At 70.8% G+C, this 17,337-nt stretch carries 15 protein-coding genes; 5 read left to right on the top strand and 10 right to left on the bottom strand.

The features are described from left to right. Window positions 1–56 precede the first annotated feature (56 nt). The 5 genes from ACFWYS_RS16210 to ACFWYS_RS16230 all read right to left on the bottom strand — a co-directional run bounded on the left by ACFWYS_RS16210 (window position 57) and on the right by ACFWYS_RS16230 (window position 6,996). Window positions 57–1,103 carry an ABC transporter substrate-binding protein gene (locus tag ACFWYS_RS16210; RefSeq protein WP_384768297.1) on the bottom strand — a complete coding sequence of 349 codons (1,047 nt, stop codon included), beginning with the start codon at window positions 1,101–1,103 and terminating at the stop codon, window positions 57–59. Window positions 1,104–1,325: 222 nt separating this feature from the next. Then, window positions 1,326–2,486 carry an acyl-CoA dehydrogenase family protein gene (locus ACFWYS_RS16215; RefSeq protein WP_384768300.1) on the bottom strand — a complete coding sequence of 387 codons (1,161 nt, stop codon included), beginning with the start codon at window positions 2,484–2,486 and terminating at the stop codon, window positions 1,326–1,328. A gap of 6 nt (window positions 2,487–2,492) precedes the next feature. Continuing rightward, window positions 2,493–3,428 carry a hydroxymethylglutaryl-CoA lyase gene (locus tag ACFWYS_RS16220; protein ID WP_384768303.1) on the bottom strand — a complete coding sequence of 312 codons (936 nt, stop codon included), beginning with the start codon at window positions 3,426–3,428 and terminating at the stop codon, window positions 2,493–2,495. Continuing rightward, complete coding sequence (locus ACFWYS_RS16225; RefSeq protein WP_384768305.1) at window positions 3,428–5,365, bottom strand: acetyl/propionyl/methylcrotonyl-CoA carboxylase subunit alpha; 1,938 nt, start codon at window positions 5,363–5,365, stop codon at window positions 3,428–3,430. The genes ACFWYS_RS16220 and ACFWYS_RS16225 overlap by 1 nt, the downstream gene beginning before the upstream one ends. 14 nt (window positions 5,366–5,379) lie before the next feature. After that, a complete protein-coding gene (locus ACFWYS_RS16230) occupies window positions 5,380–6,996 on the bottom strand; it encodes a carboxyl transferase domain-containing protein (RefSeq protein ID WP_384768308.1) in 1,617 nt (538 codons plus the stop codon). Between the two features lie 104 nt (window positions 6,997–7,100). On the opposite strand from ACFWYS_RS16230, the gene ACFWYS_RS16235 reads away from it, so the two are divergent. The 4 genes from ACFWYS_RS16235 to ACFWYS_RS16250 all read left to right on the top strand — a co-directional run bounded on the left by ACFWYS_RS16235 (window position 7,101) and on the right by ACFWYS_RS16250 (window position 10,443). Further along, on the top strand, window positions 7,101–7,697 hold the full coding sequence (locus ACFWYS_RS16235) for a TetR/AcrR family transcriptional regulator (protein ID WP_384768310.1): 597 nt from the start codon (window positions 7,101–7,103) through the stop codon (window positions 7,695–7,697). Window positions 7,698–7,728: 31 nt separating this feature from the next. Continuing rightward, complete coding sequence (locus ACFWYS_RS16240) at window positions 7,729–8,259, top strand: pyridoxamine 5'-phosphate oxidase family protein (RefSeq protein WP_384768312.1); 531 nt, start codon at window positions 7,729–7,731, stop codon at window positions 8,257–8,259. A gap of 97 nt (window positions 8,260–8,356) precedes the next feature. Then, a complete protein-coding gene (locus tag ACFWYS_RS16245; protein WP_384768315.1) occupies window positions 8,357–9,514 on the top strand; it encodes an acyl-CoA dehydrogenase family protein in 1,158 nt (385 codons plus the stop codon). Between the two features lie 62 nt (window positions 9,515–9,576). Continuing rightward, the gene (locus ACFWYS_RS16250) at window positions 9,577–10,443 is read left to right on the top strand and encodes an acyl-CoA thioesterase (protein WP_384768318.1); all 867 of its coding nucleotides are present in this window, start codon (window positions 9,577–9,579) and stop codon (window positions 10,441–10,443) included. A gap of 16 nt (window positions 10,444–10,459) precedes the next feature. Here the strand turns inward: ACFWYS_RS16250 and ACFWYS_RS16255 are convergent, their stop codons facing one another. The 5 genes from ACFWYS_RS16255 to ACFWYS_RS16275 form a co-directional block, all read right to left on the bottom strand. Next, a complete protein-coding gene (locus ACFWYS_RS16255; RefSeq protein ID WP_384768320.1) occupies window positions 10,460–10,762 on the bottom strand; it encodes a hypothetical protein in 303 nt (100 codons plus the stop codon). Between the two features lie 54 nt (window positions 10,763–10,816). Further along, window positions 10,817–12,454 (bottom strand): M6 family metalloprotease domain-containing protein, encoded by a 1,638-nt coding sequence (locus ACFWYS_RS16260; protein WP_384768322.1) that lies wholly within the window; start codon window positions 12,452–12,454, stop codon window positions 10,817–10,819. Between the two features lie 108 nt (window positions 12,455–12,562). Continuing rightward, entirely contained in the window at window positions 12,563–13,189 is a 627-nt protein-coding gene (locus tag ACFWYS_RS16265; RefSeq protein WP_384768546.1) for a DedA family protein, read from the bottom strand. 147 nt (window positions 13,190–13,336) lie between these two features. Further along, window positions 13,337–14,128, bottom strand: a complete 792-nt coding sequence (locus tag ACFWYS_RS16270; protein ID WP_384768325.1) for a phosphatase — start codon at window positions 14,126–14,128, stop codon at window positions 13,337–13,339. A 75-nt stretch (window positions 14,129–14,203) separates the two neighbouring features. Beyond that, the gene (locus ACFWYS_RS16275; protein WP_384768328.1) at window positions 14,204–15,685 is read right to left on the bottom strand and encodes a PucR family transcriptional regulator ligand-binding domain-containing protein; all 1,482 of its coding nucleotides are present in this window, start codon (window positions 15,683–15,685) and stop codon (window positions 14,204–14,206) included. A 129-nt stretch (window positions 15,686–15,814) separates the two neighbouring features. On the opposite strand from ACFWYS_RS16275, the gene ACFWYS_RS16280 reads away from it, so the two are divergent. Beyond that, entirely contained in the window at window positions 15,815–17,275 is a 1,461-nt protein-coding gene (locus tag ACFWYS_RS16280; protein WP_384768331.1) for a sodium:solute symporter, read from the top strand. Window positions 17,276–17,337 lie beyond the last annotated feature (62 nt).

Here is a 17,337-nt window from a genome sequence, read left to right on the forward strand (position 1 = left end):
AGTTCACCACGGTGCGGTGGGCCTACGGCGCTGAACCGGCTCTCCCAGCGGAGCGCCTAGGCGACCTTCTTGGCCTTCTCGATGGCCTCGGCAAGACTCGTGAGCAGCGGCGTGCACTTGTCGTACGACAGAATCGGCTCGGGCGAACGCGCGATGACCTGACCGGCCTTCACCGCGGGCAGCTTCTTCCAGGTCGCCTCGGTGATGTCCTTCGGCTGAATCGTCGAGGAGCGGTCGTCCATCATGATGATGTCGGCCGGGTACTTGTCGACGTTCTCCCAGCTGAGGCTCTCGAACCAGCCGCCGCCCTCCTTCTTGGCGCTCTCCGGCGGCTCCACGAAGTTCACGCCGAGGGCCTTGAAGTACTCCAGGTCGATGGAGAGGTTGGTGCCGGAGACGTAGAAGATCTCCTGGCTGGCGGAACCGGCCATCACCTTGATCTCGGGGCGGGCCTTGGCGGCCTTGCGCAGCCGCTCGGCGGCGGCCTCGAAGTCCTTCTTGGACTGGACGGCCTTGTCGGCCTTCATGTCCGCGCCGAGGGACTCGGCCAGCTCCCACATCTTCTCCAGCGGCTTGGTCAGCTGGCGGTCGTAGACCGAGACGGCGGCGCTCGGCGCGAGCTTGGCGATCTTGTCCTTGGACGCCTCGGGGACGTACCAGAGGGTGCCGGCGCCGTCGAAGGTCGTGGAGATGAGGACCTCGGGGGCGAACGCGGCGTACTTCTCGACGTTGAACTGGTCCCAGACGTTGCCGAAGACCGTCAGCTTGCTGACGTCCATGTCGCCGGCCTGGACGTCGGCCTTGCCGTCCTGCGTCTTGGTGGGGCCGAAGACGCCGTTGATCTCGATGCCGTAGTCGTACAGGGCGGCGGCGACGCCGACGAAGGCGACGATCTTCGTCGGGACCTTGTCGAGCTTCACGGTGGTGCCGCGGTCGTCCTTGAACGTCCAGGGGCCGGACTTGGCAGCGGTCGTGGCCTCGTCCGAACCACCGCTTTTCGCGTCGTCGTCCCCGCAGGCTGCGAGCACGGCCCCGAGGCCGAGGGCGCCACCGGCGGCGAGGATGCCGCGGCGGGTGAGGTGGGTGGCTCTGGCGTTGGGCATGGGTACGCTGCTTTCGAACAGGGCGGATCACCGGCCGGACAATTCGAAGGTAGGTTAGCCTAACCTGAGCTGATGTCCAGGGGCGGGGGCCCTTGTGATCGAAGTTGTGCGCGGGCTGTGACGACCGCTACCCAGCCCGCGAGGCCCAACCCCCTTGCAATCAAGGGGAGTTGAGCCTCGCTGTGGCTGTGATGGGAGCGGGGGGCGTGATGGGGGCCGGGGTCAGCCCGCCAGGCCCAACTCGCGGGCGATCAGCATCCGCTGTACCTCGCTCGTGCCCTCGCCGATCTCCAGGATCTTGGAGTCGCGCCACATACGGGCGACCGGGTACTCGTTCATGAAGCCGTAGCCGCCGTGGATCTGGGTGGCGTCGCGGGCGTTGTCCACCGCGATCGTCGAGGAGTACAGCTTCGCCAGGGCCGCCTCCTTCTTGAAGGGTTCTCCGGCGACCAGGCGGCTCGCCGCGTCGCGCCAGGCCAGGCGGGCCGTGTGGGCCTTCATCTCCATGTCGGCGATCTTGAACTGGATGGCCTGGTTGGCGCCGATGGGGCGGCCGAAGGCGTGGCGTTCCTTGGCGTACTTCACCGACTCGTCCACACAGCCCTGCGCCAGGCCCGTCGCCAGCGCCGCGATGGCGATCCGGCCCTCGTCCAGGATGCGCAGGAACTGGGCGTACCCGCGGCCCTGCTCACCCAGGAGGTTGGCGGCCGGGACACGGACGTCCGCGAAGGACAGCTCGCGGGTGTCGGAGGCGTTCCAGCCGACCTTGGAGTAGGGGGCGGCGACCGTGAAGCCCGGGGTGCCGGACGGGACGATGATCGACGAGATGAGCGGCTTGCCGTCCGGCTTGCGGCCCGTCACCGCCGTGACCGTGACCAGGCCGGTGATGTCGGTGCCCGAGTTGGTGATGAAGCACTTGGAGCCGTTGATCACCCACTCGTCCGTCTCCGGGTCGAGACGGGCCGTCGTGCGCGTCGCGCCCGCGTCGGAGCCGCCGTCCGGCTCGGTGAGCCCGAAGGCGCCGAGGGCCTCGCCGGAGCACAGCTTCGGCAGCCACTCCCGCTTCTGCTCGTCCGTGCCGAAGAGATGGATCGGCATGGCGCCCAGCGAGACACCCGCCTCCAGCGTGATGGCGACCGAGGAGTCCACGCGGGCCAGCTCCTCCAGCGCGATGCCCAGCGCCAGATAGTCGCCGCCCATGCCGCCGTGCTCCTCCGGGAACGGCAGCCCGAACAGCCCCATACGGCCCATCTCCCGCACGATCTCGTACGGGAACTCATGACGCTCGTAGAAGTCGCCGATCTTCGGCGCCACGACGTCGTGGGCGAACTCCTCCACCGTACGGCGGAGTTCCTCCAGTTCGGGGGAGAGACGGTGGTCCATGGCTGTTCAGTGCTCCTTGTGGGACAGGGCTCGGACGGTGCGGGACGGGCTGGGTCGGCCCAGTTGCTCGGCCATCCACGCGCTTGTGGCGACTAGGCGGTCGAGGTCGATTCCGGTGTCGATGCCGAGGCCCCGCAGCATCCACACGAGGTCCTCCGTGGCGAGGTTGCCCGTCGCGGACTTGGCGTACGGGCAGCCGCCCAGGCCGCCGGCCGAGGCGTCGACCGTCGTGACGCCGTGCTCCAGGGCGGCGTAGGTGTTGGCGAGGGCCTGGCCGTAGGTGTCGTGGAAGTGGACGCCGATGACGTTGGTCGGCACGCCCTCCTCGTTGAGCATGGCCAGCAGCTCCAGCACATGGCCGGGCGTCGCGACGCCGATCGTGTCGCCCAGGCTCAGCTCGTCGCAGCCCATGTCCCGCAGCGCCTTGCAGACCCGCACCACCTGGTGGATCGGGACCGCGCCCTCCCAGGGGTCGCCGAAGCACATGGAGACATAGCCGCGCACATGCAGCCCCTCGTCCCTCGCCCGCCGCACGACCGGGTCGAACACCGCCAGCGACTCGTCCAGCGTGCGGTTGAGGTTGGCCTTCGCGAAGGACTCGGTGGCGCTGGCGAAGACGGCGACCCGGCGGGCGCCCAGCGCCAGGGCGCGGTCCAGGCCGCGGTCGTTGGGGACCAGAACGGGCAGGTGCACGCCCTTCAGACCGGCGACGAGCGGGAACAGCTTCTCGGCGTCGGCGAGTTGGGGCACCCACTTGGGGTGGACGAAGCTCGTCGCCTCGATCGTGGTCAGCCCGGCGTCGGCGAGGCGGCGGACGAACTCCGCCTTGACCTCGGTCGGCACGGTCGCCTTCTCGTTCTGCAGGCCGTCGCGTGCGCCGACCTCGTGGATGCGGACACGGGCGGGCAGGTCCGCGGCCGGCACCGTCATGGGCAGCGTCATCAGTCCTCCTCCACCGGGGTGATGACCGCCAGGACCTGGTCCATGGCGACCGTCGTGCCCGGTGTGACGTCCAGTTCGGCGACCGTGCCGGCGTGCGGGGCGGAGATGACGTGCTCCATCTTCATCGCCTCCACGACCAGCAGGCTCTGACCGGCGGTCACTGCGTCCCCGACGGCGACCTTCACCACCGTCACCGTCCCCGGCATGGGCGCGGTGAGCGAGTCGGCGCCCGCGTGGGCGGCGCCGGTGAGCGAGGCGGCCACCGGGTCGTGGTCGCGCACGTGCCAGGCGTCGCCGTCCCGGCCCAGCCAGATGCCGTCCGGCAGGGCGGCGAAGCGGAAGGTGTGGCGTACGCCGTCGACGGTGACGGCCACCTGGTCGTCCGTGACGGTGTGGGTGCCGCGCGGGGCGTACTCCACGGGCTCGGTGATCCGCAGATGGAAGCCGACGGGCCTGGGCGTGCCGCCCAGCCGCCAGCCGCTCGGCACCGAGAACGGATCCACCCAGCCCTCTGCCGTCGGCCGCAGCGCCTCCAGGCGTACGGCCGCCGCCGCCTCGTACACCTCGTCCGGTACGTCCGTGGAGACCAGGTCGTCCACCACCCGCTCGACCAGCCCCGTGTCCAGCTCGCCCGCGACGACCGCCGGATGCGCGAGCAGCCGCCGCAGGAACCCGGCGTTGGTCTGCACGCCCAGCGTGACCGTCCCGGCGAGGGCGGCGCGCAGCTTCCTGAGCGCGCTCTCCCGGTCCGGGCCGTACGCGATCACCTTGGACAGCATCGGGTCGTACAGGCTCCCGACCTCCGTGCCCTTGCTGAGCCCGGAGTCGGTGCGGATGCCGTCGCCCTGGGGCTCGTGGAGCATGAGGACCGAGCCGCCGGAGGGCAGGAACCCGCGCGCGGGGTCCTCGGCGCAGATACGGGCCTCGACGGCGTGCCCGGTGAGCGTGATGTCGTCCTGCTCGTACGGCAGTCGCTCGCCCGCCGCCACCCGCAGCTGCCACTCCACCAGATCGAGGCCGGTGATGAGCTCGGTGACCGGGTGCTCCACCTGGAGGCGGGTGTTCATCTCCATGAAGTAGTACGACGACGGGTCGCCGCCCGGCACGATGAACTCCACCGTGCCCGCGCCCCGGTACCCGCACGAGCGCGCCGCCTGGACGGCCGCCTCGCCCATCCCCGCGCGCGTGGCCTCGTCGAGGAGCACACTGGGCGCCTCCTCGATGATCTTCTGGTGCCGGCGCTGCAGCGAGCACTCGCGCTCGCCGAGATGCACCACGTTCCCGTGGCCGTCCGCCAGTACCTGGATCTCGATGTGCCGGGGCCGGTCCACCCAGCGCTCGACCAGAAGGGTGTCGTCGCCGAAGGAGGCGCGGGCCTCACGGCGGGCGGCGGCGATCTCGTCCGTCAGCTGCGCGGCGTCCCGCACCAGCCGCATGCCCTTGCCGCCACCACCCGCGGAGGGCTTGAGCAGGACGGGCATGCCGATCTCGCGGGCGGCGTCGGCGAGTTGGCCGTCCGTGAGCCCGCTGCCACTGGAGCCCGGGACGACCGGGACCCCGGCCGCCTTCACCGTCTCCTTGGCCCGGATCTTGTCGCCCATCAGGGAGATGGCGTCGGCGGGCGGCCCGATGAAGACCAGCCCGGCGTCGGCGCACGCGCGCGCGAAGCCGGCGTTCTCCGCGAGGAAGCCGTATCCCGGGTGGACGGCCTGGGCGCCGGTGCGGGCCGCCGCCTCCAGCAGCCGCTCCACGGACAGATAGCTCTCGGCGGCCGGCGCCGGACCGATCCGTACCGCGGTGTCCGCCTCCCGGACGTGCCGGGCGTCGGCGTCGGCGTCGGAGAAGACGGCCACCGAGCGCACGCCCAGCGAGCGCAGGGTCCGGATGACCCGTACGGCGATCTCGCCCCGGTTGGCCACGAGCACTGTGTCGAACATGGGTTCCGTCCCCCTCACATCCGGAAGACGCCGAACTGGGGCTCACCCAGCGGCGCGTTGGCACAGGCGGTCAGGGCGAGGCCCAGCACCTGACGGGTCTCCAGCGGGTCGATCACGCCGTCGTCCCAGAGGCGGGCCGTCGCGTAGTAGGCGTTGCCCTGGCGCTCGTACTGCTCCCGGATCGGCGCCTTGAAGGACTCCTCGTCCGCCGTCGGCCAGGACTCGCCGCGCGCCTCCAACTGGTCGCGCTTGACGGTCGCGAGGACGGAGGCGGCCTGCTCGCCGCCCATCACGGAGATCTTGGCGCCCGGCCACATCCACAGGAAGCGGGGCGAGTACGCGCGCCCGCACATGGAGTAGTTCCCGGCGCCGTACGACCCGCCGACCACGACCGTCAGCTTCGGCACGCGCGTGCAGGCGACCGCCGTCACCATCTTGGCGCCGTGCTTGGCGATACCGCCGGCCTCGTAGTCCTTGCCGACCATGAACCCGGAGATGTTCTGCAGGAACACCAGCGGGATCCCGCGCTGGTCGCACAGCTCGATGAAGTGGGCGCCCTTCTGGGCGGACTCGGAGAACAGGATGCCGTTGTTGGCGACGATGCCGACCGGGTGGCCGTGGATCCGGGCGAAGCCGGTGACGAGGGTCTGCCCGAACTCGGACTTGAACTCCGCGAAGCGGGAGCCGTCGACCACGCGCGCGATGATCTCGCGGACGTCGTAGGGGGTGCGGGAGTCGACCGGGACGGCGCCGTAGAGGCCGTAGGGGTCGATCTTGGGTTCCGCGGCGGGCGTGACCTCCCAGGGGAGCGCGCCGCGCGCGGGAAGGGTGGCGACGATGTTCCGCACGATCCGCAGCGCGTGTGCGTCGTCCTCGGCGAGATGGTCGGTGACACCCGACACGCGTGCGTGGACGTCGCCGCCGCCGAGCTCCTCCGCCGTGACGACCTCGCCGGTGGCGGCCTTCACCAGCGGGGGACCGCCGAGGAAGATCGTGCCCTGGTTGCGGACGATCACGGCCTCGTCGCTCATGGCCGGGACATACGCCCCGCCCGCCGTGCACGAGCCGAGCACGGCGGCGATCTGCGGAATCCCGGCGCCCGACATCCGGGCCTGGTTGTAGAAGATCCGCCCGAAGTGCTCGCGGTCCGGGAAGACCTCGTCCTGCATGGGCAGGAAGGCACCGCCGGAGTCGACCAGATACAGACACGGCAGCCGGTTCTCCAGGGCGACTTCCTGGGCCCGCAGGTGCTTCTTCACGGTCATCGGGTAGTACGTGCCGCCCTTGACCGTGGCGTCGTTCGCGACGATCACGCACTCGCGCCCGCTGACCCGCCCGATCCCGGCGATGACACCGGCGGCCGGGGCCTGGCCGTCGTACATGCCGTCGGCGGCGAGGGGCGCGAGCTCCAGGAAGGGGGAGCCGGGGTCGAGGAGCGTGTCCACCCGGTCCCTGGGCAGCAGCTTGCCGCGCGCGGTGTGCCGGGCGCGTGCCTTCTCGCCGCCTCCCAGCCGGGCGGCGTCGAGCTTGCCGTGCAGCTCGCCCACCAGCGCCCGATGGGCCTCCTCGTTGGCCCGCCAGGCCTCCGACGCGGGATCTGCCGCGCTGTGGAGCTCCGGTGCCTCTTGCATCCTGCGGTCCCCTCACCCAGTGATCGCCTGTTGGGCGTGTTAATGAGCGTTAACCATTTCCTTCAGGTTAACGACCGCTAACCTCCCTGTCTAGAATTGCTTCCATGGCCACCAGAACCGACGCCCCCACCCGCCGCGAACAGATCCTCAAGGAGGCCGCGCGGCTCTTCGCCGAGCGCGGCTTCCACGGCGTCGGTGTCGACGAGATAGGCGCCGCCGTGGGCATCAGCGGCCCCGGTCTCTACCGGCACTTCGCCGGCAAGGACGCGATGCTCGCCGAGCTCCTGGTCGGCATCAGCGGTCAGCTGCTGACGGGCGCGAAGCGGCGCCTCGCGGAGGCCGACGGGGTGCCGGCCGACCAGGTCCTCGACTCCCTCATCGAGGGCCACATCGACTTCGCCCTCGACGACCGTCCCCTCATCACCCTGCACGACCGCGAGCTGGACCGCCTGCGCGACAGCGACCGCAAGCTCGTACGGCAGCTCCAGCGGCAGTACGTCGAGCTGTGGGTGGAGGTGGTGCGCGAGGTGTACCCGGACCTGACCGAACCGACGGCCCGCTCGGCGGTCCACTCGGTCTTCGGCCTGCTGAACTCCACCCCGCATCTGGGGCGCCCGGGGTCGCTGCCGGGGCGGGGGACTACGGCGGTGCTGCTGCACCGGATGGCCCGGGGGGCGCTCGGGGCGGCGGGGGTGGAGTAATGCCGGTGGCGGCCGTCATAGTGGTCAGCTCGTGAGTCGAACGAGGGGGACGCATGGCCGAGAAGCCGGGAGCGCCCGCAGCGCGGCGCGGGCGATCATCGACGGCAACATGTACATGGTGCTGGCCACGGTGGGTCCCGACGGCGCCCCCTGGGCCGCGCCGGTCTTCTACTCCACCGAGGACGGCCGTGACTTCTACTGGGCCTCGTCCCCGGACGTCACACACTCCCGCAACATCGCCCACGAGCCCCGCGTCGGCATCGTCATCCACGACTCCCGCGCCCCGGTCGGCACGGCGGCGCCCCGCGCGCTGTATCTGACCGCCACGGCGGCGGAGCTGGACGGGGCGGAGGCGCTGGAGGGGCTGCGGGTCATCCCGGGTCCCGCCGGTCGCGGCGGCCGTGCGCTCGCCCCGGAAGAGGTCGGGCCGTCGGCGCCGTACCGGGTGTACCGCGCGCGGGTCACCGCGTACTCGATGATCTGCCCACGTGAGGCGGGTCGGCCCTGCGCCGAGCACGGGCTGGAGTACGACCACCGGAGGGGCGTAGGACTCCGAGCGTGACGAGCGTTACGGACCTTGACCTCTGGACGCCTGTGGATACTCGCCGGTACGGTTGAGTGAGCAAGCGCTTAGACATGTACCGGTGGAGGTGGGCGGCGTGCGCCGTACGGTGTTCAACGAGGATCACGAGGCGTTCCGGGAGACCATCCGCGCCTTCATCGAGGCCGAGGTCGTGCCGGTCTACGACGACTGGTTCGCGGCGGGCCAGGCGCCCCGCGACTTCTACTACAAGCTCGCCGAGCTGGGTGTCTTCGGCATCCGCGTCGACGAGGAGTTCGGCGGCGCCGGCATCGACTCGTACAAGTTCGAGGCGGTGATGTACGAGGAGACCGCCCGCGCGGGTGTGCAGTTCGGCGGCTCCGGTGTGCACGTGCTGCTCGGTCTGCCGTACATCAAGATGCTCGCCTCCGACGAGCAGAAGAAGCGGTTCCTGCCGAAGTTCGTCTCCGGTGAGGAGATGTGGGCCCTCGCGATGACCGAGCCGGGCACCGGTTCCGACCTCGCGGGCATGAAGACCACCGCCAAGCTGAGCGAGGACGGCACGCACTACGTCCTCAACGGCGCCAAGACCTTCATCACCGGTGGCGTGCACGCCGACCGTGTGATCGTCTGCGCCCGCACCGACGCGCCCAGCGCCGAGGACCGCCGCCACGGCATCTCCCTGTTCGCCGTGGACACCAAGTCCGAGGGCTACTCCGTCGGCCGCAAGCTCGACAAGCTCGGTCTGAAGACCTCCGACACCGCCGAGCTGGCCTTCGTCGACGTCAAGGTCCCCGTCGAGGACCTCCTCGGCGAGGAGAACAAGGGCTTCTACTACCTCGGCCACAACCTGGCCTCCGAGCGCTGGGGCATCGCCTTCGGCGCCTACGCCCAGGCCAAGGCGGCCGTCCGGTTCGCCAAGGAGTACGTGCAGGACCGCACCGTCTTCGGCAAGTCCGTCGCTTCCTTCCAGAACACCAAGTTCGAGCTGGCTGCCTGCCAGGCCGAGGTCGACGCCGCCGAGGCCGTCGCCGACCGCACACTGGAGGCCCTGGACGCCGGTGAGCTGACGCCCGCCGAGGCCGCCTCCGCGAAGCTCTTCTGCACCGAGGTCGCCCACCGTGTGATCGACCGCTGCCTGCAGCTGCACGGCGGCTACGGCTTCATGAACGAGTACCCGATCGCTCGCCTGTACGCGGACAACCGCGTCAACCGCATCTACGGCGGCACCAGCGAGATCATGAAGTCGATCATCGCGAAGGACATGGGCCTGTAAGCACACGGGCCTGTGAGGCGGTCCGTAGGGCTCCTGAAATCCCTGCCAGTAGAAAAGGTGCCATGAACGAGGCACTGCATGATCTCCTCGATCTGCTCGACCTGGAGCAGATCGAGGAGGACATCTTCCGCGGCCAGTCCCGCTCCGCCGTCGTCCCCCGGGTCTTCGGCGGCCAGGTCGCGGCCCAGGCGCTCGTCGCCGCCGGCCGCACGGTGCCCGCGGACCGGCCCGCCCACTCCCTGCACGCGTACTTCCTGCGCATGGGGGACCCGGGCGCGCCCATCGTCTACAACGTCGACCGGATGCGCGACGGCCGCTCCTTCACCACCCGCCGGGTGGTCGCCGTCCAGCACGGCAAGCCGATCTTCGCGCTGTCGGCGTCCTTCCAGACGTACGAAGAGGGCCTGGACCACCAGACCTCGATGCCCGCCTCGCCCGACCCGGAGTCGCTGCCCACCTCCCAGGAGCGCCTGCGCGGGTACGACCACCTCGACCCGGCGGTCGTCGAGCGGTTCCTGGAGGCGCGCCAGGCGGTCGATCTGCGCTACGTCGACGAGCCGCCGTACGGAAAGTTCGGCGAGCCTCGTGAGCCGCACTCCCAGGTCTGGTTCCGCACCAACGGCAAGCTGGCCGACGACCCGCTGCTGCATGTCGTGCTCGCCACCTATGTCTCCGACATGACCCTGCTGGACTCGGTGCTGCTCGCCCACGGGCGCGGCGGCTGGGCCGTGGGGGATGTGGTCGGGGCCTCGCTGGACCACGCGATGTGGTTCCACCGCCCGTTCCGCGCGGACGAGTGGCTGCTGTACGACCAGGAGTCGCCGTCGGCGTACGCGGGGCGGGGGCTCGGACAGGCGCGGATCTACACGCAGGACGGACGGCTCGCGGTGTCGGTGATCCAGGAGGGCGTGGTCCGGGTACCGCGCTGAGCGGGGTTGCCGGGCGTCAGGGCGGCTCCACCGTGAACGTGCCCGGCGGCGGGCGCTTTTCCGCCAGTGCCTCACCTCCGGCGAGCCTCGCCCGCAGCCGGATGACGGTGCCCGGGGCCAGACCCGCGGCGAGGGTGCTCGGCACAGCGATGTCCAGGCGGTGTCCGACCCGGCGGGACAGAAGGTCGGCATAGCCGGCGACCGGCCGGCCGTCGAGGACGTCGACGACCAGCCGGTCCCAGCCCGTCAGCCGCGGATGCGGACCTGAGGAGACCAGGCGGACAGTCAGCGCGGTGAGATTCTCGATCGCCTGCACCATGGCACTCGCGACCTCCGTCCTCGCCCGCTCTCGCCCGTGGTCCTGTCGCCGGTTCTAGGACCGGCGATAGCCGCGCCCGCTGCCGGTGCCGGACTCCGCGGTGCGCGGTGTCCCGTCGCGATCGTGGCGTGGGCTGCCTTCGAGGGCGGGCTCGGCCGGCCTGCGCGCGTCCCCTGCCACGGCCTGTTCCAGGGCCTCCAGCCGCGACTGGAGGCCGTGGATCATCTCGGTCAGACCGGTCTCCCCGTCAGCTTCGGCCTGCGCCGCGCCGACGCCCACCGGCATATGGACCGGCCCCGGCACGGTGACCGCGACCTTGGCCGTCATCGTGGGCCCGGAGGCCGAGATGCCGGTGACGGACACACCGGTCGGGGCACCCGAGTGCGAGTGGGAGCTGGGAGTGCTCGTCGGGCCGAACGTGGTGTTGCCGGTGCTTCCGGGGTAGGCGTCGCCGGGGTCGCCGCGGTTCGCCGACCATTCGAGGTCGTGCTCGTTGTCGGCCTGCACCAGGCCCACCATGTAGTGGCTCTCGTCGGAGTTGTCCGGCTGGTGCTCGTCGATGTGCCAGATCAGCAGCCCGTCGCCGGGCAACGAGTCGTCGTAGCCGGTGCGCTGGCGGTTCTCCACTAGGAAGTACTCGCTGCCCGGCAGTCCGCCGGTCCACAGCCGGTGCACCTGGTGGCTGTTCTTCACGTCGGGGATCGACAGGGTCGTCGAGCCGGTGACGTTGGACACCGACGCCCAGCCCTGGTTGATCTTGCACCAGGCGGACGGGTGCGTCGGCCGCTCACCCTCCTGACCCTCCCCGCCACCCCAGGAACCGCCGCCCATCAGGCACCAGTTGCCGACACCCTCCGACGTGTTGTCGATGTCGTACAGGTCGGGGAAGCCGAACACCAGATGCCCCAGCTCATGGGCGCAGACGCCGATCTTGGCGTCCTCGGGGATGGTGAGGTACGCGAAGATGCGGGCGCCGTCCGCGTTGTAGGCGTCCGGCAGGGTCCACTTGTGCGACCAGATGTCGCCGGGGTCACCCGTGACCTCGCCGCCCTGTCCCGCGTGCACGACGATGAAGGCGTCGACGAAACCGTTGCCGTCGTTGTCGTACGGGGCGTAGTTGATCTGGGGGTCGGCGCCCATCGCGGTGTCCCTGGCCATGAAGTGCGCCCGCGGCTGACCGGTCGGTTTGCCAATGCCGAAGTTGCCGTTCGCGTACCAGGAGAGGTCCTTCGGCAGCCGGACGGGGCCGACGACCTCGCCGACGATGTCGACCAGACCGTGGGTCACCTCGCGGTAGTACTCGCGGACACTGCCGTTCGGCATCGCGCCCAGCGAGAAGAACAGCTTCTCGAAGTGCTCCTTGTCGTGCGTCATCTGCTTGTCGCCGAAGTCGGCGAGGACGACCACCACGCGTACGGCGCCGGTCAGGGGCCTGCGTTCGGCGGCCGCGGCGGCGATGGTGGCACGCGGCGTGCCGACCGGGTACTCGTGGGCCGGGAAGAGCATGGCGTCGTTGAGGCCGAGGTGGCGGGGATCGCCGCTCACGGCGAACTGCCGGGCGAGTGGTGAGGAACTGCGGATGCGCTGCTGTTCCTCCAGAAGCCGCTCGCGCAGCTGCGGGCTGGGGGGCACGGCGCAGAAGTCGGACCAGACGGCGACGGAGCCGGTGCGGTGGGAAGGGCGTTCGGACATGAAGTTTCCCCTAGGAGCAGGAGATTGGGGTCCCCACCAGTCACACATGCCTCAGCAGTGCCTGCAACCGCAGCGGTTACACCCCGCAACAGGGCTGGATCGCGGCGCTCAAGGCGCACCCTGCCTCTGCCCCTGCTGCTGCCTCTGCTGCCGTCCCTGTCGCCGCCGCCCCGACCGTGACAGCCGTATCCCGGCGAATGCCAGGCCCGCCACGCCCACGACCACCAGGATGACCTTGGAGTAGAGCCCCACCACGTCGGTGACCTCGTGCCAGCGGGCGCCGAGGGCGTAACCGGCGGTGATGAAGGCGGTGTTCCAGATGAGACTGCCCGTCGCGGTGAGGGCGAGGAACACCGGGAGCCGCATCCGCTCGACCCCGGCGGGTATCGAGATCAGGCTGCGGAAGACGGGCACGAAGCGGCCGAAGAAGACGGCCTTGGTGCCGTGCCGCAGAAACCACGCCTCGGTCCGCTCCACATCGGCGGCCTTCACCAGCGGCAGCCGCGCCGCCACCGCGATCAGCCGGTCCCGGCCGAGGAGCGCGCCGAGCAGATACAGGGCCAGCGCGCCGACCACCGAACCCGCGGTCGTCCAGACGACGGCCGCGAAGAGGCTCATCCCGCCCTGACTCGCCGTGAACCCGGCCAGCGGCAGGATCACCTCGCTGGGCAACGGAGGGAAGAGATTCTCCAGGGCGATGGCCAGCCCGGCACCGGGACCGCCCAGCTTCTCCATCAGCCCGGCGGCCCAGCCGGCGACCCCGCCGACGGGTGCGTCGGATGCGGCAGCAATGATCACGCGCGCCACTTTACTAAGTCTTGACCTAAAGGCGGCATGAGGAAGGCTGCCTGACCCTCTGGCCCGCCCCTCCGGCGCGACCCTCTACTCGACCAGGCCCGCCTCGGCCAGCAGGTACGCCGTCATGGCGTCGTAGTAGCGCGGGCTCACCACATGGTCGTCCAGCGGCACCACCACCTGCACCGTCCCCTCCGCCTCCGCGAGGAACAGCGCCGGGTCGTTGCAGTCCGCGTAGCCGACGGAGTCCACGCCGTGCTGGCCGGCGTAGCCCGCCCAGCCGTGGTCGGCCACCACCAGGTCCGGCAGCGGGCGTCCCTCGCGCTCCAGGCCGGTGAGGATGGCCCTCATCGGGTCGCCGGAGTGGGTGTGCCAGAGGGTGGCGCCGTGTTCCAGGACGGCGACGGCCGCGAACTGCATGACGTAGCCCTCGTCGGTCTGCAGGCCCTCCGGGATGACGACGATCTCGCAGCCGGCCGCGCGCAGGGCGTCCGCCGTCGCGCGGTGGACGTCCAGCAGGCCGCCCGGGTGCCCGGTCGCGAACAGCACCCGCTGCTGCCCGTCCGCCGCCTTGCGCAGCCGGGCCGCCATCCGCTCCAGCGCGGCCACCGTCAGCTCGGGGTCGATGGTGTCCTGGCCGTGCCGGTGCTCCGCGTCGTCGTTGACACCGACGCGCTCCGCCATCACCGCGAGCACGTCCTGCTCGTCGGTCCAGCGGTCGCCGAGCTCCAGGCCGAGCCAGTAGTGGCGGTCGCCGTTCGCCAGCTTGCGGTAGTGGGAGAGGTTGTTCTCGCGGGGAGTGGCGACGTCGCCCGCGATACGCGTTCTGACGAGGTGGTCGACGAGCTCGGCGCGGCTGGGTGTCCCGGGTATCGGCATGGTTCCCATTGTGAGGCAGACAACTGGGCGGAATGGTTGAGTCCGGTGCGCGTGCGACGCGGGTCACTGTGCAGATCAGCGTGGGGTGCCGGGCAGTTCGGCGTTGCGCAGTGCGAACCACAGCTCCATACGTACGTCCGGGTCGTCCAGGTCCGTGTCGAGCAGCGCCCCGCACCGGGCGATCCGCTGGCGGACCGTGTTGCGGTGGACGGACAGGGCGACGGCCGTGCGGTCCCAACTGCCGTGCAGGGAGAGCCAGGTGCGCAGGGTCTCGGTGAGCGGGGGCGTCAGCGGCGCGAGCAGTGCGCGGGCGTGGGCCTCGGCCGCGTCGGGGGAGAGCAGGTCGGTGAGGGCGGGGCGGCGGGCGCCGTGCCGGACCAGGGGCGTGCGGGTGGCCCGCGCCCGGGACAGGGCCCGCGCCGCCTGGACGTCCGCCGCCGGCCAGTCCGGCGCCGCCGCCGGGGCGCTGACGCCCAGGGTCCAGCCGGGCTGCGGGGCCGGTTCGCGGTCCGCCGGGACGAGGACGCGTACGACGTCGGGCGCCAGGTCGACCAGTGGGGAGCCGAGGGCCGCGCCCAGCGCCGAGGCCGCCACCGGGTCGCAGGGCCCGGCGTCGGGACGGGCGTGCACCACCAGCCGGCTGCCCTCGCCCAGGAGCGGGGCGACCTCCTGTCGTGCGGCGCCCAGCAGCAGCCGTACCAGTGCCGAGGAGCGGGCCGCTCCCGAGCCGCTCTGCTGCTCGCCGGTGAGGAGGGAGAGGAGCACGGCGGCGACGGAGGCGATGGTGTGGTCGCCGGGGTCGCGGTGCGCGGCAGCCACCCCGAGGACGAAGCCGGGACCGGCGCCGAGGGCGTAGGCGGCCAGGTGGGTGCCGGCGGCGGTGTCGGTGGCGGACGTGGGCGTCCCCGGGCCCGAGGGGCGTACGACCTCCGCGAGCTCGGCCAGCAACCCGCCGACCGCCTCGTCCGGCGCCCTCCCCGCCGACGCGACCTCCGTCCCCTCCAGGCCGTACAGCACCGCCCAGCCCGCCACCCGCTGAGCCAGCTGCCGCAATACCGCCCGCACCGGATCCGGGCGGGCGGCCGCGGCGGCCAGGCTCTGCTGGGCCTCCGTCACACGGCGCAGTTCGGCGTGCCGGGCCTGGGCCATCAGCTGCCAGACGGCGCGGGCCACGCCGGAGAAGGTGGTCTGCGGCGGGACCTCAAGGAGCGGCAGCTCGTAGGTGTCGCACGCCTCCACCAGCGCGCGCGGCACCGTGTCGTGCACGGGCGCGAGCCCGAAGCCGAGCGCCGCGCCGCCCGCCGCGACGATCCGCGACACGTAGTCGTCGAAGTACGTCCCCGACCCCGCCGCCTCCGGGATGTGCACCCCGGCCGACAGCAGCAGTTCCCCGCCCAGCAGATACGGATACGGGTCGGCCATCTCCGAGGTGTGCGCCCAGTGGATCACCGTGCCCGCGTCCGCCGGTCCGGCGATCTGGCGCAGGGCCAGGTCCTCGCGGGCCAGAAGCGCGGCGAGCGGTACCGGTGGGGTGGGCGGAACAGCCGGGTCCGGCATATGGATGTTTCCTCTATTCATGCGACCACGAATGGATGAAACGTACACTTCGCAGTCGCTTTCCGGCCACCTAGTGTCGACGTCTGTCACCCCCCTGGCGATTCGAGCGTTCGATTGAGGGAGGTCCCCGTGGCCGTCGACTACACCGTCATCGTCGTCTATCTGGCCGGCATGCTGGCCATGGGCTGGTGGGGCATGCGCCGCGCCAAGTCCAAGAGCGAGTTCCTGGTGGCCGGACGGCGGCTCGGGCCGACCATGTACTCCGGCACCATGGCCGCGATCGTCCTCGGCGGCGCGTCCACCATCGGCGGCGTCGGCCTCGGCTACCAGTACGGGCTCTCCGGCGCCTGGATGGTCTTCACCATCGGCCTCGGGCTCCTCGCCCTCTCCGTGTTCTTCTCCGCCCGTATAGCCCGCCTGAAGGTCTACACCGTCTCCGAGATGCTCGACCTGCGCTACGGCGGCCGGGCCGGTGTCATCTCCGGTGTCGTCATGTGGGCGTACACCCTCATGCTCGCGGTCACGTCGACCATCGCGTACGCCACGATCTTCGACGTCCTCTTCGACATGAACCGCACCGTCGCGATCGTCCTCGGCGGCTCGATCGTCGTCGCCTACTCGACGCTCGGCGGCATGTGGTCGATCACCCTCACCGACATGGTGCAGTTCGTGGTGAAGACAGTGGGCGTGCTGCTGCTCCTGCTTCCCATCGCCGTCGTCAAGGCGGGCGGGTTCAGCGAGATGAAGGCCAAGCTGCCCACCGAGTACTTCGACCCGCTGGGCATCGGCGGCGAGACGATCTTCACCTACGTCCTGATCTACACCTTCGGCATGCTCATCGGGCAGGACATCTGGCAGCGCGTGTTCACGGCGCGCAGTGACCGCACCGCCAAGTGGGGCGGGACGGTCGCGGGCACGTACTGCCTCGTGTACGCCCTCGCGGGCGCCGTCATCGGTACGGCGGCCAAGGTGCTGTACCCGAAGCTGGGCAGCGCGGACGCCGCCTTCGCGACCATCGTCAAGGACGAACTCCCCGTAGGTGTGCGGGGGTTGGTGCTGGCCGCGGCCCTGGCCGCCGTGATGTCGACCTCCTCCGGCGCGCTGATCGCCTGCGCGACCGTCGCCAACAACGACATCTGGTCGCGGCTGCGCGGCGTGGTCCGTCCGGACGGGGAGGAGCACGACGAGGTCAAGGGCAACCGCGCCTTCATCCTCCTCATGGGCCTCGCCGTGATCGGTACGGCGATCGCGCTGAACAACGTCGTGGAGGCGCTGACCGTCGCCTACAACCTCCTGGTCGGCGGACTGCTGGTGCCGATCCTCGGCGGGCTGCTGTGGCGGCGCGGGACCGTGCAGGGCGCGCTGGCCGCGGTCGTCGTCGGCGGCGTCGCGGTGATCACCCTGATGGCGACCCACGGCATCCTGGCCAACGAGCCCGTCTACTACGGCCTGCTGTCTTCCCTCGCCGCGTACGTCGCCGTCTCCTTGATGACAAGGCCGACCGACGCCGCCGTACTCGCCGCCTGGCGTGAGCGTCTCGCCGGGCGGGCTCCCGAACTCGCGTCCGAACCAGTGCCGGCTCACCAGTAGAGTCGTAGGCAGATATCCCGCATACGCGATGAAGCGTATGAGAAGTAGGAAAGAAGGCATTT

Source organism: Streptomyces sp. NPDC059010 (assembly GCF_042740355.1).
Lineage (GTDB): Bacteria > Actinomycetota > Actinomycetes > Streptomycetales > Streptomycetaceae > Streptomyces.